The following is a 21,788-nucleotide window of genomic DNA, read 5'->3' on the forward strand; positions in this document are numbered from 1 at the left end:
ATAAATCGATTGACGACAACCGACAAGCGGCGCACCCATTATGTATCGAACGATACAGATATGGAGACGAACGTGTCCGACCTCACTGGAAAACGCGCCCTGGTCACCGGCGGCAGCCGCGGCATAGGCGCGGCCATAGCCCTGCGGCTGGCGCGCGACGGCGCTGACGTGGCGATCACCTATGAGCGCTCGGCCGACAAGGCCCAGGCGGTGGTCCGGCAGATCGAGGCCCTGGGCCGCAAGGGCCTGGCCATCGCCGCCAGCAGCGCCGATCCAGCCGCGATCAAGGCGGCGGTGGACAAGGCCGCCGCCGAACTGGGCGGCCTCGACATCCTGGTCAACAACGCCGGGATCGCGCGGGGGGTGGGACCGGTCGAGGGCTGGACGCTGGAGGACATCGACCAACTGCTGGCCGTCAACGTGCGCGGTGTGATCCTGGCGTCCCAGGCCGCCGCCGTTCACCTGCCGCGCGGCGGACGGATCATCAATATCGGCAGCAACCTCGCCGAACGGGTGCCGATGGCGGGGATCACCCTCTATGCGATGACCAAGTCAGCGCTGCTAAGCTTCACCAAGGGACTGGCGCACGATCTGGGGCCGCGCGGCGTGACGGTGAACCTGGTCCATCCCGGCTCGACCAACACCGATATGAATCCGGCTGACGGCGACGGCGCCGATCACCAGCGCGCGCGCATGCCAATCCAGGAATACGGCAAGCCAGAAGAGATCGCCGGCATGGTCGCCTGGCTCGCCAGCCCGGAGGGCCGCTTCGCCAATGGCGCAGGTTTCACAGTCGACGGCGGCGCGAACGCGTAACCACACCAATCGTCATCCTCCGGGATCGCGAAGCGAGATCCGGGGGACCCAAGCGGCGTATCAAAGTCGGCAGTTCAGCTCGGGTCCCCCGGATCGTCTTGCCGACGACCGGAGGATGACGAAGCTTTGGGATGTCGCTAGGCCCTAGCGGCCTAACCTTCTTCGTCGTCGCTGAAGCCCATCATGTGGAAGCCGGCGTCCACGTGGATCAGTTCGCCCGTGGTCGAGCGGCCCAGGTCCGACAGCAGCCAGAGGGCGGCGCCGGCGACGCCTTCCATCGAGGTGTCCTGCTTCATGGCCGACAGGTCACGGCCCTTGGACAGCATGCCCTTGCCGCCGGAAATACCGGCCAGCGACAGCGTGCGCATGGCGCCGGGCGACAGGGCGTTCACGCGGATGTTCTTGGGACCGAGGTCGCGGGCGACATAGCGGGTCGCCGCTTCCAGCGCGGCCTTGGCCACGCCCATGGTGTTGTAGTTCGGGATCGCGCGCTCGGAGCCCATATAGGTCAGGCAGATCATCGAGCCGCCGTTCGGCATCAGCTTCTCGGCGCGGCGGGCGCAGTCGACGAAGCTGTAGGCCGAAATGTCCATCGCCTGCAGGAAGCCTTCCCGCGTCGCGTTGTCGACGAACGAGCCCTTGATCTGGTCGCGCGGCGCATAGGCGATGGCGTGGACGAAGAAGTCGATGGTCCCGAACGCCTTCTCGATCGCCGCGAAAGCCGCGTCCATCTGGTCGTCCTGGGTCACATCGACCGGAACCACGGTGGTCACGCCGATGCTTTCGGCCAGCGGCTGCACGCGCCGCTCCATGCCCGGCAGGTGGAAGAAGGCCATCTCGGCGCCCTGGGCGGCGAGTTGCGAGGCGATGCCCCAGGCGATGGAGTCATGATTGGCGACGCCGATGATGACGCCCTTCTTGCCCTTCATCAGATCGCCCGTGGGCAGATCCCAGCCATCCTTGGCCATACGCGTCTCCTAATATCTTTGAGGGTCGGCCCGGGGTCAGACCCGGGCCATCACCAGGCAGCCATTGGTGCCGCCGAACCCGAACGAGTTCGACATCACCGTCTCGAGCTGAACGTCCTTGCGCTCGAGCAGGATCGGCAGGTCGGCGAACTCTGGATCGAGGTTCTCGATGTGAGCGCTCTTTGCGGCGAAGCCGTTGTTGAGCATCAGCAGGCTGTAGATCGCCTCCTGGGCGCCGGCCGCGCCGAGGCTGTGGCCGGTCAGCGACTTGGTCGACGAGATCAGCGGTGCATTGGCGCCGAACACCTCGCGCACCGCGCCCATTTCCTTGCTGTCGCCGACCGGCGTCGAGGTGCCGTGCGGATTCAGATAGTCGATCTTGCGACCGCCGAGGTCCGCCATCGCCATGCGCATGCAGCGCACAGCGCCCTCACCGGAGGGGGCGACCATGTCGAAGCCGTCCGAATTGGCGGCGTAGCCGACGATCTCGCCATAGATCTTGGCGCCGCGCGCCTTGGCGTGCTCGTACTCTTCCAGCACCACGATCCCGGCGCCGCCGGCGATCACGAAGCCATCGCGGGCCGCGTCATAGGCCCGGCTGGCGGTCGAGGGCTTGTCGTTGAAGTTCGAGCTCATCGCGCCCATGGCGTCGAACAGCACGCTCAGCGTCCAGTCCAGCTCCTCGGTTCCGCCGGCGAACACCACGTCCTGCTTGCCCATCAGGATCTGCTCGTAGCCCGAGCCGATGCAGTGGGTGGAGGTGGCGCAAGCCGAGGAAATCGAGAAGTTCAGGCCCTTGATCTTGAACCAGGTGGCCAGGGTCGCCGAAGCGCCCGAGCTCATCGCCTTGGGCACCGCGAACGGACCGACCCGCTTTGGACCGCGCTCCTTGGCGGTCTGAGCCGCCTCGATGATCGACTTGGTGGACGGACCACCGGAGCCGACGATCAGGCCGGTGCGCTCGTTGGAGACCTGGCTCTCGTCCAGACCCGCGTCGGCGATCGCCTGCTCCATGGCGATGTGGCCAAAGGCCGTGCCCTGGGCGAGGAAACGCGCCGCGCGGCGGTCGACCATGGTTTCCCATTCGACGGTCGGTGCGGCGTGAACCTGCGAGCGGAAGCCGAGCTCGGCGTATTCCGGCGTGAAGGTGATGCCGGATTTAGCCTCGCGCAGCGAGGCGAGCACCTCGTCCGCATTGTTTCCGATGGACGATACGATACCGATTCCGGTGACGACGACGCGGCGCATGCTGTCTCCTCGACTTGGCGGCGGCTTAGCGCTGGTAAAGACCGACCCGAAGGTCTTGCGTGTGATAGATGGGGTTGCCGTCGGCTTCCAACACCCCGTCGCCGATACCCATGACGAGGCGGCGGTTGATCACCCGCTTCATGTCGACCTTGTAGGTCACCTTCTTGATGTCGGGCGTCACTTCGCCAGCGAACTTCACTTCGCCGCAACCCAGGGCGCGACCGCGGCCCTTGCCGCCGATCCAGCCCAGATAGAAGCCGACTAGCTGCCACAGGGCGTCGAGCCCCAGGCTGCCGGGCATCACGGGGTCGCCGATGAAGTGGCAATTGAAGAACCAGAGGTCCGGATTGATGTCGAACTCGGCCTCGATATAGCCCTTGCCGTGCGCGCCGCCGTCATCGTTGATGGTGATGATGCGGTCGAACAGCAGCATTGGCGGGGCGGGCAGCTGTGCGTTGCCCGGGCCGAACATCTCGCCTCTGCCGCAGGCCAGCAGCTCTTCGAGATTGTAGTGGTCCTTGGCCTTCACGCCCTGGCTCATGCTCGGCTTTCTTGACAGCGACCCTGGGGAAACCGGGGCCATTGGAATCATTAGATTCAGGCCGTAGCAGAGCCGGACCTTCTGCTCAACGGCCCCGAGCAGGGGTCCGGACGGCGACCTTGCACTGCACCGCGTCCGAAGTTCCCCACAATTCGGCCGCCGGCGCCCAGCCGGTGACCTTGTCGGCGCGCACTCGGCACCAGCCGTCTTCGCACTTGATCAACGCCGCCATCGACCTCGGGTTCAGATAGGCGATGATCGCCGCCTCGGCTTTGGGCTTCTTGTGCAGCGCCAGCGGCGTGGGCTTCTTGCGCAGCACCGTGTTCTCGCCGCTGGTCAGACGCTTGTGCACCCAGGCCATGCCGCCATCGGGATCGCAAATCCGCCGCCACTCACTGTTCTCGGCCACCACCTGAACCGGCAAGCCCTTCACGTGATAGACCCACAGCAGCTTGTGGTCCTCGCTCGGCCCAGCGCGTGCGTAGACCTTGTCGAATTTCAACGAGATATAGCGCGGCACCGGCTGGCCCGAGGGCGTCAGGCGCGGTTCTGCGTGAGCCGCTGGCGCGCAAACAGCCAGGGCCAGCAGCATCGTCAAAAAATTGAGCGTCGAGGTTTTCACGGAATAGTTCAGTTTAGGCTCGCCTTGGCCGTCCATGGTGGCTTTGCTAGAGGTTCCTGATCACAACGCAAAGCGCGCCGCGCGCAGTTAAAGATTCCTTTCAAAACGCCATGGCCGCCCGCAAGCCGAAAATCATCGTCACACGCAAACTCCCCGACCAGGTGGAGACCCGGATGCGTGAGCTGTTCGACACCGAACTCAATCTCGATGACGCGCCCATGAGCCGCGAGGCCTTGCTGGACGCGGTCAGCCGCGCTGACGCCCTCGTCCCGACCATCACCGACCACATCGACGCCGACCTGATCGCGGCGGCCGGCGAGCGCCTGAAGCTGATCGCCAACTTCGGCATGGGCATCGATCACATCGACGTGGCCGCCGCAACCGAACGCGGCATCGCGGTGACCAACACGCCCGGCGTGCTGACCGAGGACACCGCCGACCTCACCATGGCTCTGATCATGGCGGTTTCCCGCCGGATCGTGGAGGGCGCCAACGTCGTCCAGGCCGGGGACTTCACCGGCTGGACCCCGACCTGGATGAACGGCCGCCGCGTGAACGGCAAGCGGCTGGGGATCATCGGCATGGGGCGGATCGGCCAGGCCGTGGCGCGCCGCGCCAAGGCCTTCGGCATGCAGATCCACTATCACAACCGCAAGCCGGTCAGCCACGTCATCTCCGACGAGCTTGAGGCCACCTACTGGGAGAGTCTCGACCAGATGCTGGCCCGGATGGACATCATCTCGGTCAACTGCCCGCACACCCCGGCGACCTATCACCTTTTGTCAGCGCGCCGCCTGAAGCTGCTCCAACCCCACGCCATCGTCGTCAACACCGCCCGCGGCGGGATCATCGACGAGGGATCGCTGGCCGACCTGCTGGCGGCGGGCGGCATCGCCGGCGCGGGCCTGGACGTGTTCGAGTTCGAACCAGCGATCAATCCCAAGCTGCTCAAGCTGCCCAACGCCGTCCTCCTGCCCCACCTGGGCTCGGCTACGGTCGAGGCGCGGATCGACATGGGCGAGAAGGTGATCATCAACCTCAAGACCTGGATGGACGGCCACCGGCCGCCGGACCGGGTTTTGGTGTCGATGCTGTAGGGCTGAAGCTCAGCAGCCCCCTCACCCGACCTCTCCCCAAAGGGAGAGGAGATAGCGCTGAAAATTCCTCTCCCCCGGGAGAGGTTAGGTGAGGGGCGCCGCGCAGCGGCGATCTACGCCCTCGCCGTCCCGCAAACCTCGCACTCGGGATCAGCCCCGATCCTCACCGTCCGGGTTTCGGCCGCCAAGGCGTCGTAGATCAGCAGGCGTCCGGCCAGCGGCTCGCCGGCCCCGGCGATCAGCTTGATCGCCTCCAGCGCCATCATCGAGCCGATCACCCCGGCGATCGCCCCAACCACGCCGACGGTGGAGCAGGTCTCGGCGTCCGGCGGGATCTCCGGCACCAGGCAGCGGTAGCAGGGCCTGCCTCGGAACACCCCGACCTGGCCGGTCCAGCGGCCGATGGCGCCCGACACCAAGGTCCGCTCGTGGGCCACGCAGGCGGCGTTGACCGCAAAGCGGGTGGCGAAATCGTCGGTTCCGTCCAGCACCAGATCGACCCCGGCGACCAGGGGCCCAGCGTTGCAGGCTTCCAGATGCACCGGCGCGCAATCGACATGCACGTGGGGGTTCAGCGCCCGCAGGTGCGCGGCGGCAGCCTCGACCTTCTTGGCGCCGACGTCGGTGTTACGAAAAATGATCTGCCGCTGCAGGTTGGAGGTGTCGACCACGTCCGGATCGGCCAGCACGATCCGCCCAACCCCGGCCGCCGCCAGATAGAGCGCGGCCGGCGCGCCGAGACCGCCGGCGCCGACGATCAGCACGCTGGCCGCCTTCAGCCGCTGCTGACCCTGGCCGCCGACCTCGCGCAGCACCAATTGGCGGGCATAGCGCTCGACTTCGTCGTCGGTGAAGCTCATCGTCGCCTCGTCCATTCTCGGCGCAGGCCGGTTCCTGCTCGCCGCCCGCATGTCCTAACTTAAGCGCATCACGCTTGACCTCACCGGGACCGCTGGCCACATCCGCAGCATGATGACAGCCTCGAACTTTCCAGATTGGCACGGAACCACGATCCTGGCGGTACGCAAGGACGGCAAGACCGTGATCGCCGGCGACGGTCAGGTCTCGATGGGCCAAACCGTGGTCAAGGGCAACGCCCGAAAGGTCCGCACCTTGGCAAGCGGCAAGGTCCTGGCGGGCTTCGCCGGCGCAACAGCCGACGCCTTCACCCTGATCGAGCGGCTGGAGGCCAAGCTGGAGCAGTATCCCGACCAGTTGGCGCGGGCCTGCGTCGATCTCGCCAAGGATTGGCGGACCGACCGCTATCTCCGCAAGCTGGAAGCCATGCTGCTGGTCGCCGACAAGGACTCGATCTTCACCGTCACCGGGGTCGGCGACGTGCTGGAGCCAGAAACCGGCGTCGCGGCCATAGGCTCAGGCGGCAACTACGCCCTGGCCGCAGCCCTGGCGCTGACCGACTCCACGCTGTCGGCCGAAGAGGTAGCGCGCAAGGCGATGGGCATCGCGGCCCGGATCTGCGTCTACACCAACGGAGAGCTTACGGTTGAGAGCCTCTAGCCTCAGCCTCGCCCTGCTGCTCATCGCCACGCCGGCGATGGCGGCTACGGCGACAATGACGGGCGATCCGGCTGCGGTGGTGGCGGCCGAGCGGGCCTTCGCCGCCGACGGCCTGGCGATGGGGATCAAGGCCTCGTTCCTGAAGCACTCAGCGCCCGACGCGATCGTGTTCGCCCCGGGTCCCGTCAAGGCCCACGACCTCTACGCCCAACGGCCCGACCAGAAGGGCCCGCCGTTGGTCTGGTGGCCGCTGTGGGCGGGGATCGCCCGCTCCGGCGACCTCGGTTTCACCACCGGCCCGGCCACCTATGACGGCCGAGAAAGCGGCTGGTACTTCACCGTCTGGGCCAAGCAGCCGGACGGTGGCTGGAAGTGGCTCTACGACGGGGGCGCGGCCAGCGCCCACGGCAAAGCCCCGCCCCAGGGCTCCCAACCAACCTATCTACCTGCTTCGAGCGGCCCTTCCGCCACCGCCGACCAAGCGATGAGCGAGGTTCGCGCCGCCGAGGCGGCCTTGGCCGCCGGCGCCGCCTCCGACGCCAAGGGCGCCTATCTGGCGGCGCTCAGCCCTGACGCCCGGGTGGCCGGATCGCCGGCGGCGCCCGCCACCACGCAGGCGGCCGTACTTGTCGAGCTGTCCAGCCGCGCCCCGCAGATCCAGTTCTCGACCCTGGGCGGAGGCGCCTCGAGCGCCGGCGACCTTGCCTGGACCTATGGCGACGCGGCCTGGACGCAGGGCGAGAAGCCCGCCCGCGGCCACTATGTCCGCATTTGGCAGAGCCGCGCTGAGGGCTGGAGACTGGTCTTCGATCAGATTCTCCCTGTCGCCCAGGCCAAGTCGTAATTATCTAGCCTCCGACATGACTGAATTTTCCCCCCGCGAAATCGTCTCCGAACTCGACCGCTTCATTGTCGGCCACCCCGAGGCCAAGAAGGCCGTCGCCGTCGCCCTGCGCAATCGCTGGCGCCGCCGGCGCGTGCCCGCCGATCTGCGCGACGAGGTCACGCCCAAGAATATCCTGCTGATCGGCCCGACCGGCGTCGGCAAGACCGAGATCGCCCGGCGACTGGCCAAGCTCGCCCACGCCCCGTTCCTGAAGGTCGAGGCCACCAAGTTCACCGAGGTCGGCTATGTCGGCCGCGACGTCGACCAGATCGTCCGCGACCTGGTGGAAAGCGCCATGGCCATGGTCCGCGACAAGCGCCGGGCCGCCGTCCGCGCCCGCGCCGAGGCCGGCGCCGAGGAACGGCTGCTGGACGCCCTCACCGGCCCCGGCTCCACCGCCGCCCGTGAGAGCTTCCGCAAGAAGCTGCGGGCCGGCGAACTCGACGACAAGGAAGTCGAGCTGACCCTGGCCGACACCGGCGGCGGCATGCCGACCTTCGACATTCCCGGTCAGCCGGGCGCGCAGATGGGCATGCTCAATCTGGGCGAGATGATGGGCAAGGCCTTCGGCGGCCGGACCAAGACCCACAAGACCACCGTCACCGGCGCCTGGGCGCCGCTGATCGCCGAGGAAAGCGACAAGCTGCTGGACCAAGAGGCCCTGACCCAGGAGGCGCTGGAACTGGCCGAGAACCAGGGCATCGTCTTCCTGGACGAGATCGACAAGGTGGCGACCAGCCGCGAACGCTCGGGCGGGGCCGACGTCAGCCGCGAAGGGGTGCAGCGCGACCTACTGCCGCTGATCGAAGGCACCACCGTCTCGACCAAGTACGGACCGGTGAAGACCGACCACATCCTGTTCATCGCCTCGGGCGCGTTCCACGTCGCCAAGCCTTCTGATCTGCTTCCCGAAATGCAAGCCCGGCTGCCCATCCGAGTCGAGCTGAAGGCCCTGACCCGCGACGACTTCCGCCGCATCCTGACCGAGCCGGAAGCCAACCTGATCCGTCAGCACCAGGCCCTGCTGCTGACCGAGGGCGTCACCCTCACCTTCACCGAGGACGCCATCGACGCGGTCGCCGACGCCGCCGTCACCGTGAACAACTCGGTCGAGAACATCGGGGCGCGTCGCCTTCAGACCGTGCTGGAAAAGGTGCTGGAGGAAGTCAGCTACACCGCCTCCGACCGCTCGGGCGAAACCTTCGCCGTCGACGCCGCTTATGTGAAGGCCCGTGTCGGCGACCTAGCCCAGAACACCGACCTGAGCCGGTTCATTCTGTAGGACGCGGCGGCCCCCCGTCCGATCGTCATGGCCGGCCTCTTGTGCCGGCCACCCATAAACGCCGGCTTGCAGAGAGTTGTCTGGGACCTTCGGCGCGTATGGATCCCCGGGACAAGCCCGGGGATGACGAACGGGGAGTGGGTCGCCTAACCCCGGCGAGCGCCACCCCACCCCGCAATCACCGCTTGCCTCGCCCCCGCAAACGTCGATGAATTCCCCGGCAACTGCTGGGGAGCCCCACATGCAGGTCGAACTCGCCGAAGAGCGCATCTTCCGGATGACCGATCGCTTCAGCCTGGAGCATGCCGAGGGCCGCGCCTGGTCCAAGCGGCTGGAGGCGTTCGGCGCCCTGGCCCGCGTGACCGGCCTGTTCGCCCAGCCCAAGGACGACGAGTTCGCCGTCGTTTATCGCGAGCGACGGCTGCAACCGTTCTGGCGCGTCACCGTCTCGACCGCCACCGCCTATGAGCGCACCCGCACCTACATGGTGAAAGTGCCGCCCGAAGTCCGCGAAGTGACCATCGGTGAAGCCGTCCTGCCGGCCAGCAGCAACCAGATCCAGATCGTCGGGCTCGAGGCCTGCCGCGAGGAAACCCGCCGCGAAACCTTCATCGACGGCCTGAACAAGCAGGCCTCCCCTGCCCTGGCCAACTATCTGCAGCACGACGCCATCGAGACGAACGCCGACGCCCTCGCGGCCGCCACGGCCGAGGGCATGGTCATCGTGCCGCCGGAGGCCAAGGCCTCGATGGTGGTGCGCGATGTCATCGCCTCGGCGATCGGCAAGATCGACGCCGACCGCGTGACCGAGGAGCTGGTGCGGGTCGAGGCCGTCGATCTCTACTACCGCCCGGTCCACGCCTTCCGCTATCGGCGCGGCGACAAGGAAGCGGTGGTCGAGTTCGACGCCATCACCGGCGAAACAAAGGTCGGCGGCGCCACCTTCGAGCAGTACCTCGGCAAGGCCCTGGAGCCGAAATTCCTGCTGGATGTCGGCGCCGAGACACTCAACTTCGTGATCCCTGGCGCGAACCTCGCCAAGCTCATGATCGTGAAAGGCCTGGAGCTGAAGGCCGGCAAATGACGCCCGCGCCCGTCGTCATCGATCTCGGCGAAGATCGCGCCGTTTCCGGCCTCTGGATGAAGCCGGGAGATGCGGCGGCGGTCCTGGTGCTGGCCCATGGCGCAGGGGCCGGCATGACGCACAAATCAATGACCGCGATCGCCGAAGGACTGGCCCAGCGCCGCGTCGCGACCCTGCGCTACAACTTCCCCTATATGGAGCGCGGATCGAAACGGCCCGACACGCCGGCCGTAGCGCACGAAGCCGTCCGCGCCGCCGTCGCCCAGGCCGCGCGCCTGGCCCCCGACCTGCCGCTGTTCGCCGGCGGCAGATCGTTCGGCGGACGCATGACGTCGCAAGCCCAGGCGGCCGAGGCCCTGCCCCGCGTGCGCGGCCTGATCTTCTTCGCCTTCCCCTTGCACCCGCCCGCCAAGCCTGGGATCGAGCGCGCCGAGCACCTCAGTAAGATCAAAATCCCGCAGCTCTTCCTGCAGGGTTCGCGCGACGAGTTCGCCCAAATCGACCTGCTGCAAGCGACGGTCGGTCATCTTGGCGAGCTCGCCACCCTGAAGCTGCTCGAGGCGGCCGACCACGCCTTCCACGTCCCCGCCAAGACGGCCCGCAAGGACGCCGAGGTGATGGACGAGGTGCTGGACGCCGCCCGCGCGTGGATGCTTGGCGTTCGCCCTATCAGCTAAACCCTCCCGCGCCGGGCGTCATAGATCGCGCGTTCCAGGGCGTGAGCGAAGTCGGCGCGTTCGGCGGGGCTCAGGGCGGCGGCCACGTGGGCGTGGCGGCCTGACAGGGCTAGGCGGACGCCGACAACTACATCGTCCTCGTCGATTTCGCGCGCGACGCGGGTGAAGGCGGTCGGGCTTTCCCAGATCACTTCACGGGACTTTGGGGTTTCGTAGACGACGCGCACCTCGCGGGAAGTGACCATAACCCGCTCGATCCGCTTGGCGGCGGCGTAGCTGGCAAGGAATGCAGCTATGATCGCCAGGAGGTCCAGCCCGAGGAACAGCGGCACCAGGGTCGCGCCCATCGCCAGGAAAACCGCAGCCGCCGCGCAATTGAAGAAGGTGACCACGCAGATCAGCACCACGAACCCTCGCTGGGACAGCGAGCGGTTGGGGGTGATCACGGCGTCCATGTAGACGAGGCCATCCATCGTGCTGGGGAGTTTAGTCGGGAAAACCGCCGTGCAAAGCCTCAAGCTCTTGGCGAGCCGCGCGACGCGGGCGATGGTCGCGCCGACATGGCCAAGCCCGTTACAAAGAAGCGCGTCAGCCCCGCCGAAAAGGCCCGGGTCGAGGAACTGTTCCACCGCTTCCTGTCGCTCAGCGACGATCCCCGCACCGAGCTGAACTACCACAGCCCCTACACCCTGGTCGTCGCCGTCGCGCTCTCGGCCCAGGCCACCGATGTCGGGGTGAACAAGGCGACCGCCAAGCTGTTCGCGGTGGCCGATACGCCCGAAGAAATGCTGGCCTTGGGCGAGGAAGGTCTGATCCCCTACATTTCGTCCATCGGCCTCTTCCGCACCAAGGCCAAGAACGTGATCGCCGCGGCCAAGATCATCGTCGAGCAGCACGGCGGCGAGGTTCCGCTGAACCGCGAGGACCTGATGGCGCTGCCGGGCGTCGGCCGCAAGACCGCCAGCGTGGTGCTGAACGAACTGGGGATCGAACCGGCCATCGCCGTCGACACCCACGTCTTTCGGCTCGCCCACCGGCTGAAGCTGTCCTCGGCCAAGACCCCCGATCAAGTCGAGGCCGACCTGATGGCGATCGTTCCGGAGCCCTACCTGACCCGCGCCCATCATTGGCTCATTCTACACGGCCGCTACATCTGCACGGCCAGGCGTCCTAAATGTGAGGAATGCGAGATCTCCGATCTCTGCCCGTCAAAGTCGATGTTCGTGGCGTCGTGAACGGACGGCTGCCGCTCAACGCCTTGCGGGTGTTCGAAGCCTGCGCCCGGCACGGCAGCTTCCTGCAGGCCGCCGACGAACTGGCCATCACGCCCGGCGCGGTCTCGCGCCACATCAAGGGACTTGAAGCTGAGCTCGAGGTCCGACTGTTCGACCGCTTCAACCGCGCGGTGCGGTTGACCGAGGCCGGCGCCCAACTCGCCATCGGCGTCCAGCAGGGGCTCTCCACCCTGCAGTCGGCGGTGGACACGGTTCGCTCGCGCCGTGACGCCCCGCTGGTGGTGACGGTGATCCACTCGCTGGCGGCGCGCTGGCTGGTGCCGCGTCTGCACGACTTCCAGCGGCGCTATCCCGAGGTCCAGATCCTGGTCTCGGCCTCAGACACCCCAAAGGACTTGGCCCGCGACAACGTCGACGTGGCGATCCGGCTGGGTCGAGGCCCCTATCCAGGCCTGCACGTCACCCACCTGTTCGACACCATTATGACCCCGGTCTGTAGCCCCGGACTTCTGGAAAAGTTCGGGCCGTTCGACCAGCCGAACGATCTGGCCCGTGTCACCCTGCTGCACGACGTGCTGATGCTGTCGGACGAACCGGAATGGGCTGACTGGCTGGCGGCGGCCGGCGCCGACAAGGTCGATCCCCGCCCCGGCCCCAGGTTCTCGAACACCTATCTGGCGGTGGAGGCGGCGCTGTCCGATCGGGGCGTGGCCCTCGCCCACCACGCCATGGTGATGGACGACCTCGCCAATGGCCGCCTGGTGCAACCCTTCAATCTGACGGTTCCCAGCCCGTTCAGTCAGCGGATCCTCTCTCTGCCCGAGAAAGCCGACCAGCCGAACATCCGCCGGTTCAGGTCCTGGCTGCTGGAACAGGCCCAGGCCGACGGCTTGGCGCGTCCAATTGATCTGCAGTCAACTGGAGCGCCCTAAGCTCGTTTGTCAGTACAGGCCCAGAAGGCCCATATCCTAGGCGTTCACACGCTGTAGGAGCCTCCCCGTGACCTGCACCTATCCTCAATCGATTGAAATAAAGACCCGCAGCCGCGCAGAGGGCGTTGTGCGAGATGTCATCCTGGCGATCGCCGTGGTCGTGATCTTCGGACCCTTCGCCCTGCTCGCAATCACCGGCGGCTAAGACCGCACAGCCTCAGCCCCGGACAACCGCAACGCGGCTTCCGGAAACGCGGCCGTCAGGTGATCCGCTTAACGCTGACCGGGTCACTGCTGGGGAAGCTCTCTTCCAGACCTTCGTCCAGCAGGGCTTCCTGCCGATCCTCGGCATTCTTTTCCTTCTCGGCGAGCTGATCGTGCTTTTCGTTCTCGCCAAGCGGCTCGATCGGCCGTGAGTGCGGCCCATCGCTGCCCTGGTCGCCGTGTGGACGGCCCTCAACCGCGGAGTCAGCGGCGGCGCCACTCGACCCAGCGCTACTCGCCGCCGCCTTGGCCTTGTCGTTCTTGAAAATACCCATGGTCGCTTCTCCGAACTGCCCGACATCAACACCTGGGCGCTAGGAGGGTTGCTGCGACCGCCCCGACCCTTTCCCTGTCAGCGCTTTCCTTGTAGGACCCGAGGCCAATTCTCGCGAAAGCCGACCCTCCCGCATGACTGAGCTCTACGACGTCGCCGCCATCGGCAACGCCATCGTTGACGTGATCGCCCCGGCGACTGACGAATTCCTGGTGCAGCAAGCCATGGACAAAGGATCCATGATGCTGGTCGACGAGACCCGCAGCGCCGCGATCTACGCCGCCATGGCGCCTGGCGTCGAAGCCTCGGGCGGTTCGGCCGGCAACACCATCGCCGGGATCGCCTCATTCGGCGGCAAGGCCGCCTTCCTCGGCAAGGTCGCCGGCGACCAACTGGGCAAGGTCTTCACCCATGACATGCGCGCCATCGGCGCCCACTTCGACACCCCGCCCCTGCTGAACGGCAAGGCCACCGCGGTCTCGATGATCAATGTGACGCCCGACGGCGAGCGGACCATGTCCACCTTCCTGGGCGCCTCGACCGAGTTCACCTCCGAAGACATCGATCCGGCCGTCATCGAGGCGGCGAAGATCGTCTATCTCGAAGGCTATCTGTTCGACGCCGAAGCGGCCCGCAAGGCTTTCGCCAAGGCGGCGGGCCTGGCCCGCGCATCGGGCCGGATGATCGCCATCACCCTGTCCGACGGTTTCGTGGTCGATCGCCACCGCGAGGCGCTGCTCGGCTTCCTGGAGACCCAGGTCGATCTGGTGTTCGCCAACGACACCGAGGTGACCTCCCTTTTCCAGACCACGGACTTCGACGCCGCCGTCGCGGCGCTGTGCTCCAAGGTCAAGATCGCCGCCGTCACCAAAGGCGCGCAGGGGTCCGTCGTCGCCGCTGGCGGGGAAACCTTCGCCGTTCCGGCCTATCCGGTCGAGAAAGTCGTGGACACGACCGGCGCAGGCGACCAATACGCAGCCGGGTTCATGTTCGGCCTCGCGACCGGCCGGCCGCTCAATGTCTGCGGCCAGCTCGGATCCCTCGCGGCGTCCGAGGTGATCTCGCACTATGGTCCGCGCCCGTTGGTCAATCTGAAAGACCTGGCGGCTACCAAAGGACTCTAAGGCCCAAAGGACGTTTGGAAATGTCGCGAACGGCGGAAGTCAGCCGCAACACTAAAGAGACCCAGATCACGGTCAGCGTGGATCTGGACGGCTCTGGCGTGTCCGATGTCGAGACCGGCATCGGCTTCTTCGATCATATGCTGGACGCCTTCGCACGCCACGGCGGCATCGACCTGAAGGTCCGCACCAAGGGCGACCTGCACATCGACTTCCACCACACCGTGGAAGACACCGGCATTGTCATCGGTCAGGCGATCCACAAGGCGCTGGACGGCTTCAAGGGCATCCGCCGCTTCGGCCACGCCTATATTCCGATGGACGAAACGCTGGCGCGCTGCGCCATCGACCTCTCCAATCGCCCCTATTTGATCTGGAACGTCGCCTTCAAGACCCCGAAGATCGGCGATTTCGATACCGAGCTGTTCAAGGAATTCCACCACGCCTTCGCCATGAACCTGGGCGCCTGCGTACACTTGGAAACCCTCTACGGCGACAATAGCCACCACATCGCCGAAAGCGGCTTCAAGGCGCTTGCCCGCGCCCTGCGCACCGCCATTGAACTCGACCCCAAGACCCACGGTCACGCTCCGTCGACCAAGGGCGTGCTGTAAAGCGCGCTCAGCAAAAGTGGCCACCGGTTTTGCGTCCGAGCGCGCGACAATGAAGAGGGTTTGAAGTCCATGCAGAGCGTCGCCCTGATCGACTACGGGTCGGGCAACCTTCGCTCGGCCGAAAAGGCCCTCGTCCGCGCCGCCGATGGCCGCGCAAACATCGTCGTCACCAGCGATCCTGAGGTCGTGGCCGCCGCCGATCGCGTCATGCTGCCTGGCGTGGGGGCCTTCGCGGCCTGCATGAAGGCGCTGGGCGAACGTCCTGGCTTGATCGAAGGCATGACGCAGGCGGTGCAGGCCAAGGGTCGCCCGTTCCTCGGCGTCTGCGTCGGCATGCAGCTCCTGGCCTCCCGCGGCCTGGAGTTCGGCGAGACCCCCGGCCTCGGCTGGATCGAGGGCGACGTCCGTCGCGTCGAACCCGCCGACCCGGCCGCCAAGATCCCGCATATGGGTTGGAACAACCTGATCTCGCTCAGCGGTCCGCCGCTGGTCAGCGAGATCGGCGAGGCTCCCATGTACTTCACCCACTCCTTCGCCTTCTACCCGACGGACGAAAGCGATGTGGCGGCCTATGTCGACCATGGCGGAAAGTTCCCCGCCGCGGTCGCCAAGGGCAATGTAGCGGGCGTACAATTTCACCCTGAAAAGTCGCAGAGCGCCGGGCTTGCCCTCCTGGCGCGGTTTCTGGAGTGGCGACCGTGATCCTTTACCCGGCCATCGATCTCAAGGACGGCCAATGCGTGCGCGTCCTGCATGGCGATCTCAGCACCGCAACGGTGTTCAACACCTCGCCCGCCGCCCAGGCCGCCAGCTTCGTGGAGTCCGGCTTCCACTGGGTGCACGTGGTCGACCTGAACGGCGCCGTCCAGGGCAAGGCCATCAATGAGCAGGCCGTCGAGGCCATTCTCCAGGCTGTGTCGATCCCCGTCCAACTGGGCGGCGGCATCCGCAGCCTGAAGGACATCGAGCGCTGGATCGAGGCCGGCGTCAGCCGCGTGATCCTCGGCACCGTCGCGGTGACCGAGCCCGAGATCGTCAAGCAGGCCGCCAAGCTGTGGCCCGAGCAGATCGCCGTCTCCGTTGACGTCCGCGCCGGCAAGGTCGCGACCCAAGGCTGGACCGAAAGTTCCGACCTCGACGCCGTCACCGTGGCCAAGCGTTTCGAAGACGCCGGGGTCGGCGCCCTCATCATCACCGACATCGATCGCGACGGCACCGTCATGGGCTTCAATGTCGATGCTTTCGGCGCCATCGCCGACGCCGTTGCCATTCCGGTGATCGCCGCCGGCGGCCTGGCCACCGTCGACGACATCGTCAAGCTGAAGGCGCGCAAGGGCGTGCCGATCGCCGGGGCCGTGCTCGGCCGCGCGCTCTACAACGGCGCGATCTCGCCGGAAGAAGCCCTGAAGGTCGCCGCCTGATGCTGCGGGTTCGCGTCATTCCCTGCCTGGACGTCAAGGACGGCCGCGTGGTGAAGGGCGTCAATTTCGTCTCGCTGCGCGACGCCGGCGATCCGGTCGAGCAAGCCACCGCCTATGACGCCGCCGGCGCCGACGAGCTGATGTTCCTGGACATCACCGCCAGCCACGAGCGGCGCGGGGCGATCCTCGACGTCATCGCCCGCACAGCCGACGTCTGCTTCATGCCGCTCAGCGTCGGCGGCGGCATCCGCCAGGTCGAAGACGCCCGACGGCTGCTGCTGGCCGGCGCCGACAAGATTTCGGTCAATACCGCCGCCGTCGAGAACCCCGACCTGATCAGCGCCTGCGCCGACGCGTTCGGCTCCCAGGCCGTGGTCGTGGCCATCGACGCCAAGCACGGCGCGACCGTCGCGGGCGGGGCCGGCCGCAACGACGGCTGGCGGGTCTTCACATATGGCGGCCGCACCGACACCGGCCTTGATGTCGTGGAATACGCCGTCAACGCCGTGAAGCGCGGGGCGGGCGAAATCCTGCTGACCTCAATGGACCGCGACGGGGCCAAGAACGGCTACGATCTCGAGCTGCTCAAGGCCGTGACCAGCGCGGTGAACGTGCCCGTCATCGCTTCCGGGGGCGCCGGCAACGCCCAGCACATGGTCGAAGCCGTGACCAAGGGCGGCGCCGACGCTGTCCTGGCCGCCTCGATCTTCCACTTCGGCGAGGTCTCCGTAGCCGAAGCCAAGCGGGCTATGGCGCAGGCCGGTATTCCGGTCCGGGAACTCGCATGACCCGCTTTACCGAGACGCTCGAGCGCCTGGCCGCCACCATTGAGGCCCGCAAGGGCGCCGATCCGTCCAGCTCCTACACCGCCAAGCTTCTGTCCGAGGGGGTCGAGCGCGCCGCCAAGAAGTTCGGCGAGGAAGCCGTCGAAGCGGTGATCGCCGCCGCCCAGGGGGACCAGGACGGCCTGGCCGCGGAGAGCGCCGACCTGATCTATCACTGGCTGGTCCTGCTGACCCGCGCCGGCGTCAGCCTCGACAACGTCGCCGCCAAGCTCGAAGCTCGCGAGGGAACCTCCGGCCTCGCGGAGAAAGCCTCGCGGCCCTCCGCCTAAGCTATCGAGCGTCCGCCGCCGACGGCTTCCAGGTCATCTTCATATAGACGTCGCCGTCTTCCAGCTCGTCCAGCATCTGGGCCAGGCGCTTGCGCCGCGTGTCTTCCTTCCGGGCACGGAGGATCCAGGTCAGGTAGTCGTTGCGCTGAAACGGGGGGCGGGCTTCATAGGCGGCGTTCAAGCTTCGCTCGTTGAGGGCGACCTTCACGAAATCTGGCATCGGCGTGACCGCGCGGGTCAGGGTCATCGAGGAAAGCTCCACTGTCTGACCTACCAACGAAGAACCCACGCAAAGGTTCTAGTGGGGAAGCACCAGCACGTGCGAGGCGCCTGGCGGGCCGCCAATGGTCAGTATGCCGCCAGACTGGCGGGCGAAGCTTTCCACCAACTTGCGGCCCAAACCGCTGGTCTTGATCTCGCCCGGGGGCGGCAAGCCCACGCCGTCGTCGGCGATCGTCAGTTCGCAGCCGATCTCGATCTGCTTCAGCTTGACCAGGATCGTGCCGTTCCGTTCGCTTGGGAAAGCATGCTTGGCGGCGTTGGTGACCAGCTCGTTGACTACCAGCCCCACCGCAACCGCCCGATCGCGCGACACCATGCAGGGGGTCAGCCAGCAATCGAGCCGCACCTGCCCGCTCAGCAGCAGGCTGTCGGACAGGTTCTCGCATAGGTCCCCGAGATAGGCTCCGAGGTCGATCTGATCGGAGGCGTCGCTCGGCGAGTAGAGATAGGCGTGGGCCTGCGCCATCGAGTGCACCCGCCGCAGGGCGTCCGCCAAGGCCTGTTGCGAGCCCGGGTCAGTCGCGCGCCGGCGTTGCATGTCCAGCAGGCTGGCGACCATCTGGAAATTGTTCTTCACCCGATGGTTCAATTCCCGCAGCAGCAGGTCGCGAATTTCCAGCTTGGCGGCGCGCTCGGCCCCGGCCGCGCCATAGGCGGTGCGGAAACCCTGAGCCACCGCCACCACCATCAGGCCGCTGAGCCCGTTGAGCACAAGCGACGCGCTTTCCGAGGCGTCCAACGGCGCCAAACGCGCAGGCGACAGCACCATGTACCAGACGCCCACCAAGAGCAGCGAGAGGGCGATCACCCCAGACCGCCAGCCGGCCGCCAGGGTGGCGAGTAGCACCGCCGGGAACAGGAAGACGAACGGCGCCGGGGCAGGGATCAGCAGATCGACGGCCAGACGCAGCAGGCCCGCCAAGGCGACGCAGACGCCAGCGCACACCCACTCGGTCACCCAAGTGGGGACTTCCGGCGCCAACCGCGCCCGTAAATTGAGGTCGCCCAGCCCTTGCATCGCCCCAACAACGGGCCGACGTCGCGCGCGGGTCAAGGATGAAATCGCCCTATACGGGAATTTCGGGTCGCGACAGCCTTAATGGGTTGTCGGCGCGACATATTTGCAGGTCTTCGGCGAGGATTTCCTGCGTCCGTCGACCGGATACGGCTAAATGCCAAGGCCGCCCTGGCTCCGCTCCCTGGCCCACAGATCGTTTCGCCGTGATCGCTGAATTTCCCTTTCTGCAGGCCATTACCGAGCGCGACCGCCGCTGGGGGCGCATCGCCGCCATGGCGCTGGCGGCCCCGATCGTGTTCTTCGTGCTTAGCATCGTCATCGCCGTGACCATTGCGCTGTCGACCAATGGCGACATCTTCGCGGTGACGGCTGATCCAAAGCTTCAACGCTCGGCGATCTACGTGCTTCAGCTCGGGGCGGGCCTGGGCGGGCTGGCCTTCGGGATTATGCTGGCCGCGCACTATGTCTTCGCCCGCCCGCTGAAGAGCTGGCTGACCGCCGCGCCTGAGTTCCGCTGGAATCTGGTGTTGTGGGGCGCAGCCCTGACCATGATCGGCGTCGGGGTTGTCATGACCGTCGACGTGGTGATCCTCGACGGCCAGTTCGAATATCCGATCTTCGACCCGACCTACTCCATGGGCCTCAAGCTCGCCTATGTCGCCGCCGTACTGGTCGGCCTATTCGTGGCGGCCACTGCCGAAGAGGTCGTGTTTCGCGGCTACCTGCTTCAGCAGACCGCGGCCCTGACAAAGCGCACCTGGGTGATCATCGCCGTCAACGCCGTCGTCTTCGCCCTCTTTCACTTGGAGTTCGATCCGACCGCCCTGGCCGCCCGGGCCCTGGCGGGAGCCGCGTTCGCCTGGGCGGCGCTACGGCTTGGCGGGCTGGAATTCGCGATCGGCGCGCACGTCGCCACCAACCTGATGCTCGCCCTGATCCAGGGACCGATGCTGCCGGAGGACCCCGGCGTGGCCGGAGACGTCGATGACATCCTGGGCGAGGTGGGGCTGGCCCTCTACATGATCTGGGCTGTGGAGATCACCCGTCGCATGCCGCGACTGATAGGATCTATTTCTTCTCCAACATAAGCTGGCCTTCCTTCTTGAGCCGGCCCTTCACCTTGTCGGCGATCATGGCGAAGAACGGCGGCAGATCGACCTCCATGCGAACGGCTTCCTCCATGACGTCCAGGCGGCCAGCTACGGCCTGGCCCACGACCTTGGCCGAGAAGCTCAAGCGGTCGCCGTCCCACGCCTTGGTCAGCTTCACCCCATCGAACTGATGGCCCATGCGACTGATCCCGTCCTCGATCCGCTTGCGCGCCTCCGCCCGGCCGAGTTCGTGCGGAATACTGACTGTAACCGGCTTGCTCATGGGGACGTCCTCCGAATTGCCCAGGCATAACGGCCAGCGAGCCTAAGCGCTCCCATCGCGCGCGGTGGTCGCGGCCGGCAGATCCTGGCTCTCGGCCTGCCTAGCGATCGCCACCGCCCCCAGCAGGATCAGCACCATCGCCGCGATCCCGAGATTACCCCAAAGGTCGCGCGGGCCTCGCGCCGCCAACCGGGCGCTTGGCGCTCATGCACCAATGATCTCCACGCCCCGGGCGGCGTCCAGGAACCGCCTCAGCGCCGGCCGCTCGTTCTCTGCGGACCAATATGCGCAGTAGGACAGCCAGGCGCTCTCGCTCTCCAGGGGGCGGGCGCAGACCCCCGGATAGAAGGCGCCCAGAGCCGAGCCCCCAGCGATCGTCACCCCGAATCCCAGCGCGGTCAGATCGATCAGATTGTCCCGCTGCACTGCGTAGTGAAGAAAGTTCGGCGGGCCGCCGAGCGCCCCGATGATCGCGCGTTGCAGCGCCCTGTCACCGGCCCCATTCCCGGCCATCAGGATCGGGGTCTCTCGCAGCGCCGCCGATGGGACGCTGTTGCAGGCCGCCAGCGGATGACCTTCGGCCATGAAGGCCATCAAAGGCTCGCTCCACAGCGGCGTCGAGCGCCAGCCCGGCGCGCCGGCGTCGTGCAACGCCACAGCGATATCCACGCGCCGGCCAGGAATGCGATCGGCCATCGAGGTTTCGTCGAGATCCTCGATCACCAGATCGACCTCGGGACGCCGTCGACGGTACCGGCCGATCAGATCGCGCAGCGGGCCCCAGTTCAGCGAGCAGGCGACGCCAAGCGTCAGGCGTTCGTGCCGGCGCGGCGTGCGCCAGGCCGAGATCGGGCTCGTATAAGTGCGGTACGAAAGGTCCATGATCAGGCCGCCTCGCGCAGGTCGCCAGCGGCCGCTCGTCGCGCGACGAGTACGCTGCGATGCGCCCCGGACAAACGGCGAACCACATTGAAGCCGTGAGCGCGGAACACCGCCTCCACCACCCCGTCATTGGCGGCTGGCGCATGGGCAGTTGGACGATCATCACCCCGCCCTCGCGAACATGCGGCCCGCGGTCCAGCAGATCAGCCAACCAGGCGCTGGTTGCGGTATGCGCCACAAGCAGCGCCTCGGCGTCGTCAGCGGGCGACCGGCGACCCGCCTGCAAGCAGCCGACCCGCTCATAGCCACGCCGGCAGAGCCATAGCAGCGCCGACAGGCTGCCGGGGCCAGTGACGCGGATATTGCTGACCGGGCGTACGCCGGCCTCGGCAAGCAATTGGGACAGGCTGATGCTGGAGTGGAAAGTCTCTTGCGACATGATCGCCTCTATCGAGGAAACGCTGGCCAGCGCTTGGCTTGGCCATCCCCGCCAGCATGGCGAGCGGCGCGTAAGAGTT

At 66.7% G+C, this 21,788-nt stretch carries 28 protein-coding genes; 17 read left to right on the forward strand and 11 right to left on the reverse strand.

The window, feature by feature from the left end; translation table 11 throughout:
* The first annotated feature begins 72 nt into the window (after positions 1 to 72).
* Positions 73 to 816 carry a 3-oxoacyl-ACP reductase family protein gene (locus tag Q8M13_RS12180; protein WP_305300215.1) on the forward strand — a complete coding sequence of 248 codons (744 nt, stop codon included), beginning with the start codon at positions 73 to 75 and terminating at the stop codon, positions 814 to 816.
* A 152-nt stretch (positions 817 to 968) separates the two neighbouring features.
* Here the strand turns inward: Q8M13_RS12180 and Q8M13_RS12185 are convergent, their stop codons facing one another.
* The 4 genes from Q8M13_RS12185 to Q8M13_RS12200 form a co-directional block, all read right to left on the reverse strand.
* Positions 969 to 1,784 (reverse strand): enoyl-ACP reductase, encoded by an 816-nt coding sequence (locus tag Q8M13_RS12185; protein ID WP_305300216.1) that lies wholly within the window; start codon positions 1,782 to 1,784, stop codon positions 969 to 971.
* Between the two features lie 36 nt (positions 1,785 to 1,820).
* Complete coding sequence (gene fabB / locus Q8M13_RS12190; protein ID WP_305300217.1) at positions 1,821 to 3,032, reverse strand: beta-ketoacyl-ACP synthase I; 1,212 nt, start codon at positions 3,030 to 3,032, stop codon at positions 1,821 to 1,823.
* 25 nt (positions 3,033 to 3,057) lie between these two features.
* Entirely contained in the window at positions 3,058 to 3,573 is a 516-nt protein-coding gene (fabA, locus tag Q8M13_RS12195; RefSeq protein ID WP_305300218.1) for a 3-hydroxyacyl-[acyl-carrier-protein] dehydratase FabA, read from the reverse strand.
* 85 nt (positions 3,574 to 3,658) lie between these two features.
* Positions 3,659 to 4,231 carry an SH3 domain-containing protein gene (locus tag Q8M13_RS12200; RefSeq protein ID WP_305300219.1) on the reverse strand — a complete coding sequence of 191 codons (573 nt, stop codon included), beginning with the start codon at positions 4,229 to 4,231 and terminating at the stop codon, positions 3,659 to 3,661.
* A gap of 74 nt (positions 4,232 to 4,305) precedes the next feature.
* On the opposite strand from Q8M13_RS12200, the gene Q8M13_RS12205 reads away from it, so the two are divergent.
* Positions 4,306 to 5,292, forward strand: a complete 987-nt coding sequence (locus Q8M13_RS12205) for a D-glycerate dehydrogenase (protein WP_305300220.1) — start codon at positions 4,306 to 4,308, stop codon at positions 5,290 to 5,292.
* Positions 5,293 to 5,405: 113 nt separating this feature from the next.
* Here Q8M13_RS12205 and Q8M13_RS12210 read toward each other — a convergent pair whose 3' ends face one another.
* Positions 5,406 to 6,152, reverse strand: a complete 747-nt coding sequence (locus tag Q8M13_RS12210) for a molybdopterin-synthase adenylyltransferase MoeB (RefSeq protein WP_305300221.1) — start codon at positions 6,150 to 6,152, stop codon at positions 5,406 to 5,408.
* A 109-nt stretch (positions 6,153 to 6,261) separates the two neighbouring features.
* Between Q8M13_RS12210 and hslV the strand changes: the two genes are divergently transcribed.
* The 5 genes from hslV (at position 6,262) to Q8M13_RS12235 (ending at position 10,739) form a co-directional block, all read left to right on the forward strand.
* Positions 6,262 to 6,810: an ATP-dependent protease subunit HslV gene (gene hslV / locus Q8M13_RS12215; protein WP_370870044.1), complete on the forward strand. Its 549-nt coding sequence runs from the start codon at positions 6,262 to 6,264 to the stop codon at positions 6,808 to 6,810.
* Positions 6,797 to 7,654 (forward strand): DUF4440 domain-containing protein, encoded by an 858-nt coding sequence (locus tag Q8M13_RS12220; RefSeq protein WP_305300222.1) that lies wholly within the window; start codon positions 6,797 to 6,799, stop codon positions 7,652 to 7,654. The genes hslV and Q8M13_RS12220 overlap by 14 nt, the downstream gene beginning before the upstream one ends.
* Positions 7,655 to 7,670: 16 nt before the next feature.
* Positions 7,671 to 8,978: an ATP-dependent protease ATPase subunit HslU gene (hslU, locus tag Q8M13_RS12225; RefSeq protein ID WP_305300223.1), complete on the forward strand. Its 1,308-nt coding sequence runs from the start codon at positions 7,671 to 7,673 to the stop codon at positions 8,976 to 8,978.
* 241 nt (positions 8,979 to 9,219) lie between these two features.
* Complete coding sequence (locus tag Q8M13_RS12230) at positions 9,220 to 10,062, forward strand: hypothetical protein (RefSeq protein ID WP_305300224.1); 843 nt, start codon at positions 9,220 to 9,222, stop codon at positions 10,060 to 10,062.
* On the forward strand, positions 10,059 to 10,739 hold the full coding sequence (locus Q8M13_RS12235; RefSeq protein ID WP_305300225.1) for an alpha/beta family hydrolase: 681 nt from the start codon (positions 10,059 to 10,061) through the stop codon (positions 10,737 to 10,739). The genes Q8M13_RS12230 and Q8M13_RS12235 overlap by 4 nt, the downstream gene beginning before the upstream one ends.
* Here the strand turns inward: Q8M13_RS12235 and Q8M13_RS12240 are convergent.
* Entirely contained in the window at positions 10,736 to 11,194 is a 459-nt protein-coding gene (locus tag Q8M13_RS12240; RefSeq protein ID WP_305300226.1) for a DUF2244 domain-containing protein, read from the reverse strand. The two genes, Q8M13_RS12235 and Q8M13_RS12240, sit on opposite strands and share 4 nt — an antisense overlap.
* 105 nt (positions 11,195 to 11,299) lie before the next feature.
* On the opposite strand from Q8M13_RS12240, the gene nth reads away from it, so the two are divergent.
* The 3 genes from nth (at position 11,300) to Q8M13_RS12255 (ending at position 13,111) form a co-directional block, all read left to right on the forward strand.
* Complete coding sequence (gene nth, locus Q8M13_RS12245; RefSeq protein WP_305300227.1) at positions 11,300 to 11,974, forward strand: endonuclease III; 675 nt, start codon at positions 11,300 to 11,302, stop codon at positions 11,972 to 11,974.
* Positions 11,923 to 12,906, forward strand: coding sequence for a transcriptional regulator GcvA (gene gcvA / locus Q8M13_RS12250; protein WP_305300228.1), 984 nt, complete (start codon positions 11,923 to 11,925; stop codon positions 12,904 to 12,906). The genes nth and gcvA overlap by 52 nt, the downstream gene beginning before the upstream one ends.
* A 67-nt stretch (positions 12,907 to 12,973) precedes the next feature.
* On the forward strand, positions 12,974 to 13,111 hold the full coding sequence (locus tag Q8M13_RS12255) for a hypothetical protein (RefSeq protein WP_305300229.1): 138 nt from the start codon (positions 12,974 to 12,976) through the stop codon (positions 13,109 to 13,111).
* A gap of 55 nt (positions 13,112 to 13,166) precedes the next feature.
* Here Q8M13_RS12255 and Q8M13_RS12260 read toward each other — a convergent pair whose 3' ends face one another.
* A complete protein-coding gene (locus tag Q8M13_RS12260; RefSeq protein WP_305300230.1) occupies positions 13,167 to 13,445 on the reverse strand; it encodes a hypothetical protein in 279 nt (92 codons plus the stop codon).
* Positions 13,446 to 13,578: 133 nt separating this feature from the next.
* Between Q8M13_RS12260 and Q8M13_RS12265 the strand changes: the two genes are divergently transcribed.
* The 6 genes from Q8M13_RS12265 (at position 13,579) to Q8M13_RS12290 (ending at position 17,714) form a co-directional block, all read left to right on the forward strand.
* Complete coding sequence (locus Q8M13_RS12265; protein ID WP_305300231.1) at positions 13,579 to 14,568, forward strand: adenosine kinase; 990 nt, start codon at positions 13,579 to 13,581, stop codon at positions 14,566 to 14,568.
* A 20-nt stretch (positions 14,569 to 14,588) separates the two neighbouring features.
* Positions 14,589 to 15,179: an imidazoleglycerol-phosphate dehydratase HisB gene (gene hisB / locus Q8M13_RS12270; protein ID WP_305300232.1), complete on the forward strand. Its 591-nt coding sequence runs from the start codon at positions 14,589 to 14,591 to the stop codon at positions 15,177 to 15,179.
* A 69-nt stretch (positions 15,180 to 15,248) separates the two neighbouring features.
* On the forward strand, positions 15,249 to 15,881 hold the full coding sequence (gene hisH, locus Q8M13_RS12275) for an imidazole glycerol phosphate synthase subunit HisH (protein WP_305300233.1): 633 nt from the start codon (positions 15,249 to 15,251) through the stop codon (positions 15,879 to 15,881).
* On the forward strand, positions 15,878 to 16,600 hold the full coding sequence (gene hisA / locus Q8M13_RS12280; protein WP_305300234.1) for a 1-(5-phosphoribosyl)-5-[(5-phosphoribosylamino)methylideneamino]imidazole-4-carboxamide isomerase: 723 nt from the start codon (positions 15,878 to 15,880) through the stop codon (positions 16,598 to 16,600). Before hisH ends, hisA begins: the two co-directional genes overlap by 4 nt.
* The gene (gene hisF, locus Q8M13_RS12285) at positions 16,600 to 17,388 is read left to right on the forward strand and encodes an imidazole glycerol phosphate synthase subunit HisF (protein ID WP_305300235.1); all 789 of its coding nucleotides are present in this window, start codon (positions 16,600 to 16,602) and stop codon (positions 17,386 to 17,388) included. Before hisA ends, hisF begins: the two co-directional genes overlap by 1 nt.
* Positions 17,385 to 17,714, forward strand: a complete 330-nt coding sequence (locus Q8M13_RS12290) for a phosphoribosyl-ATP diphosphatase (protein WP_305300236.1) — start codon at positions 17,385 to 17,387, stop codon at positions 17,712 to 17,714. Before hisF ends, Q8M13_RS12290 begins: the two co-directional genes overlap by 4 nt.
* 1 nt (position 17,715) lies before the next feature.
* Here Q8M13_RS12290 and Q8M13_RS12295 read toward each other — a convergent pair whose 3' ends face one another.
* Both Q8M13_RS12295 and Q8M13_RS12300 read right to left on the reverse strand, forming a co-directional pair.
* Positions 17,716 to 17,961: a YdeI/OmpD-associated family protein gene (locus tag Q8M13_RS12295; protein ID WP_305300237.1), complete on the reverse strand. Its 246-nt coding sequence runs from the start codon at positions 17,959 to 17,961 to the stop codon at positions 17,716 to 17,718.
* Positions 17,962 to 18,012: 51 nt separating this feature from the next.
* Entirely contained in the window at positions 18,013 to 19,050 is a 1,038-nt protein-coding gene (locus Q8M13_RS12300; protein WP_305300238.1) for a sensor histidine kinase, read from the reverse strand.
* Positions 19,051 to 19,217: 167 nt separating this feature from the next.
* On the opposite strand from Q8M13_RS12300, the gene Q8M13_RS12305 reads away from it, so the two are divergent.
* Positions 19,218 to 20,102 (forward strand): CPBP family intramembrane glutamic endopeptidase, encoded by an 885-nt coding sequence (locus Q8M13_RS12305; RefSeq protein WP_305300239.1) that lies wholly within the window; start codon positions 19,218 to 19,220, stop codon positions 20,100 to 20,102.
* Here Q8M13_RS12305 and Q8M13_RS12310 read toward each other — a convergent pair.
* Both Q8M13_RS12310 and Q8M13_RS12315 read right to left on the reverse strand, forming a co-directional pair.
* Positions 20,083 to 20,388: a polyhydroxyalkanoic acid system family protein gene (locus tag Q8M13_RS12310; protein ID WP_305300240.1), complete on the reverse strand. Its 306-nt coding sequence runs from the start codon at positions 20,386 to 20,388 to the stop codon at positions 20,083 to 20,085. The genes Q8M13_RS12305 and Q8M13_RS12310 overlap by 20 nt on opposite strands.
* A 204-nt stretch (positions 20,389 to 20,592) precedes the next feature.
* Positions 20,593 to 21,270 carry a LysR family substrate-binding domain-containing protein gene (locus Q8M13_RS12315; protein WP_305300241.1) on the reverse strand — a complete coding sequence of 226 codons (678 nt, stop codon included), beginning with the start codon at positions 21,268 to 21,270 and terminating at the stop codon, positions 20,593 to 20,595.
* Positions 21,271 to 21,788: the final 518 nt, after the last annotated feature.

Source organism: Phenylobacterium sp. (genome assembly GCF_030681155.1).
Classification (GTDB): domain Bacteria; phylum Pseudomonadota; class Alphaproteobacteria; order Caulobacterales; family Caulobacteraceae; genus Phenylobacterium.

Excerpts from the sequence above, each read along its gene's own strand:
- Q8M13_RS12290 (WP_305300236.1), top strand. The coding sequence starts at position 17,385 with ATGACCCGCTTTACCGAGACGCTCGAGCGCCTGGCCGCCACCATTGAG.
- hslV (WP_370870044.1), top strand. The coding sequence starts at position 6,262 with ATGATGACAGCCTCGAACTTTCCAGATTGGCACGGAACCACGATCCTG.
- Q8M13_RS12240 (WP_305300226.1), bottom strand. The coding sequence starts at position 11,194 with ATGGACGCCGTGATCACCCCCAACCGCTCGCTGTCCCAGCGAGGGTTC.
- nth (WP_305300227.1), top strand. The coding sequence starts at position 11,300 with ATGGCCAAGCCCGTTACAAAGAAGCGCGTCAGCCCCGCCGAAAAGGCC.
- Q8M13_RS12230 (WP_305300224.1), top strand. The coding sequence starts at position 9,220 with ATGCAGGTCGAACTCGCCGAAGAGCGCATCTTCCGGATGACCGATCGC.
- Q8M13_RS12260 (WP_305300230.1), bottom strand. The coding sequence starts at position 13,445 with ATGGGTATTTTCAAGAACGACAAGGCCAAGGCGGCGGCGAGTAGCGCT.
- hslU (WP_305300223.1), top strand. The coding sequence starts at position 7,671 with ATGACTGAATTTTCCCCCCGCGAAATCGTCTCCGAACTCGACCGCTTC.
- Q8M13_RS12235 (WP_305300225.1), top strand. The coding sequence starts at position 10,059 with ATGACGCCCGCGCCCGTCGTCATCGATCTCGGCGAAGATCGCGCCGTT.
- Q8M13_RS12200 (WP_305300219.1), bottom strand. The coding sequence starts at position 4,231 with ATGGACGGCCAAGGCGAGCCTAAACTGAACTATTCCGTGAAAACCTCG.
- Q8M13_RS12315 (WP_305300241.1), bottom strand. The coding sequence starts at position 21,270 with ATGGACCTTTCGTACCGCACTTATACGAGCCCGATCTCGGCCTGGCGC.
- gcvA (WP_305300228.1), top strand. The coding sequence starts at position 11,923 with ATGCGAGATCTCCGATCTCTGCCCGTCAAAGTCGATGTTCGTGGCGTC.
- Q8M13_RS12295 (WP_305300237.1), bottom strand. The coding sequence starts at position 17,961 with ATGACCCTGACCCGCGCGGTCACGCCGATGCCAGATTTCGTGAAGGTC.
- Q8M13_RS12210 (WP_305300221.1), bottom strand. The coding sequence starts at position 6,152 with ATGAGCTTCACCGACGACGAAGTCGAGCGCTATGCCCGCCAATTGGTG.
- Q8M13_RS12185 (WP_305300216.1), bottom strand. The coding sequence starts at position 1,784 with ATGGCCAAGGATGGCTGGGATCTGCCCACGGGCGATCTGATGAAGGGC.
- fabB (WP_305300217.1), bottom strand. The coding sequence starts at position 3,032 with ATGCGCCGCGTCGTCGTCACCGGAATCGGTATCGTATCGTCCATCGGA.
- fabA (WP_305300218.1), bottom strand. The coding sequence starts at position 3,573 with ATGAGCCAGGGCGTGAAGGCCAAGGACCACTACAATCTCGAAGAGCTG.
- hisH (WP_305300233.1), top strand. The coding sequence starts at position 15,249 with ATGCAGAGCGTCGCCCTGATCGACTACGGGTCGGGCAACCTTCGCTCG.
- Q8M13_RS12205 (WP_305300220.1), top strand. The coding sequence starts at position 4,306 with ATGGCCGCCCGCAAGCCGAAAATCATCGTCACACGCAAACTCCCCGAC.
- Q8M13_RS12310 (WP_305300240.1), bottom strand. The coding sequence starts at position 20,388 with ATGAGCAAGCCGGTTACAGTCAGTATTCCGCACGAACTCGGCCGGGCG.
- hisB (WP_305300232.1), top strand. The coding sequence starts at position 14,589 with ATGTCGCGAACGGCGGAAGTCAGCCGCAACACTAAAGAGACCCAGATC.
- Q8M13_RS12265 (WP_305300231.1), top strand. The coding sequence starts at position 13,579 with ATGACTGAGCTCTACGACGTCGCCGCCATCGGCAACGCCATCGTTGAC.
- hisF (WP_305300235.1), top strand. The coding sequence starts at position 16,600 with ATGCTGCGGGTTCGCGTCATTCCCTGCCTGGACGTCAAGGACGGCCGC.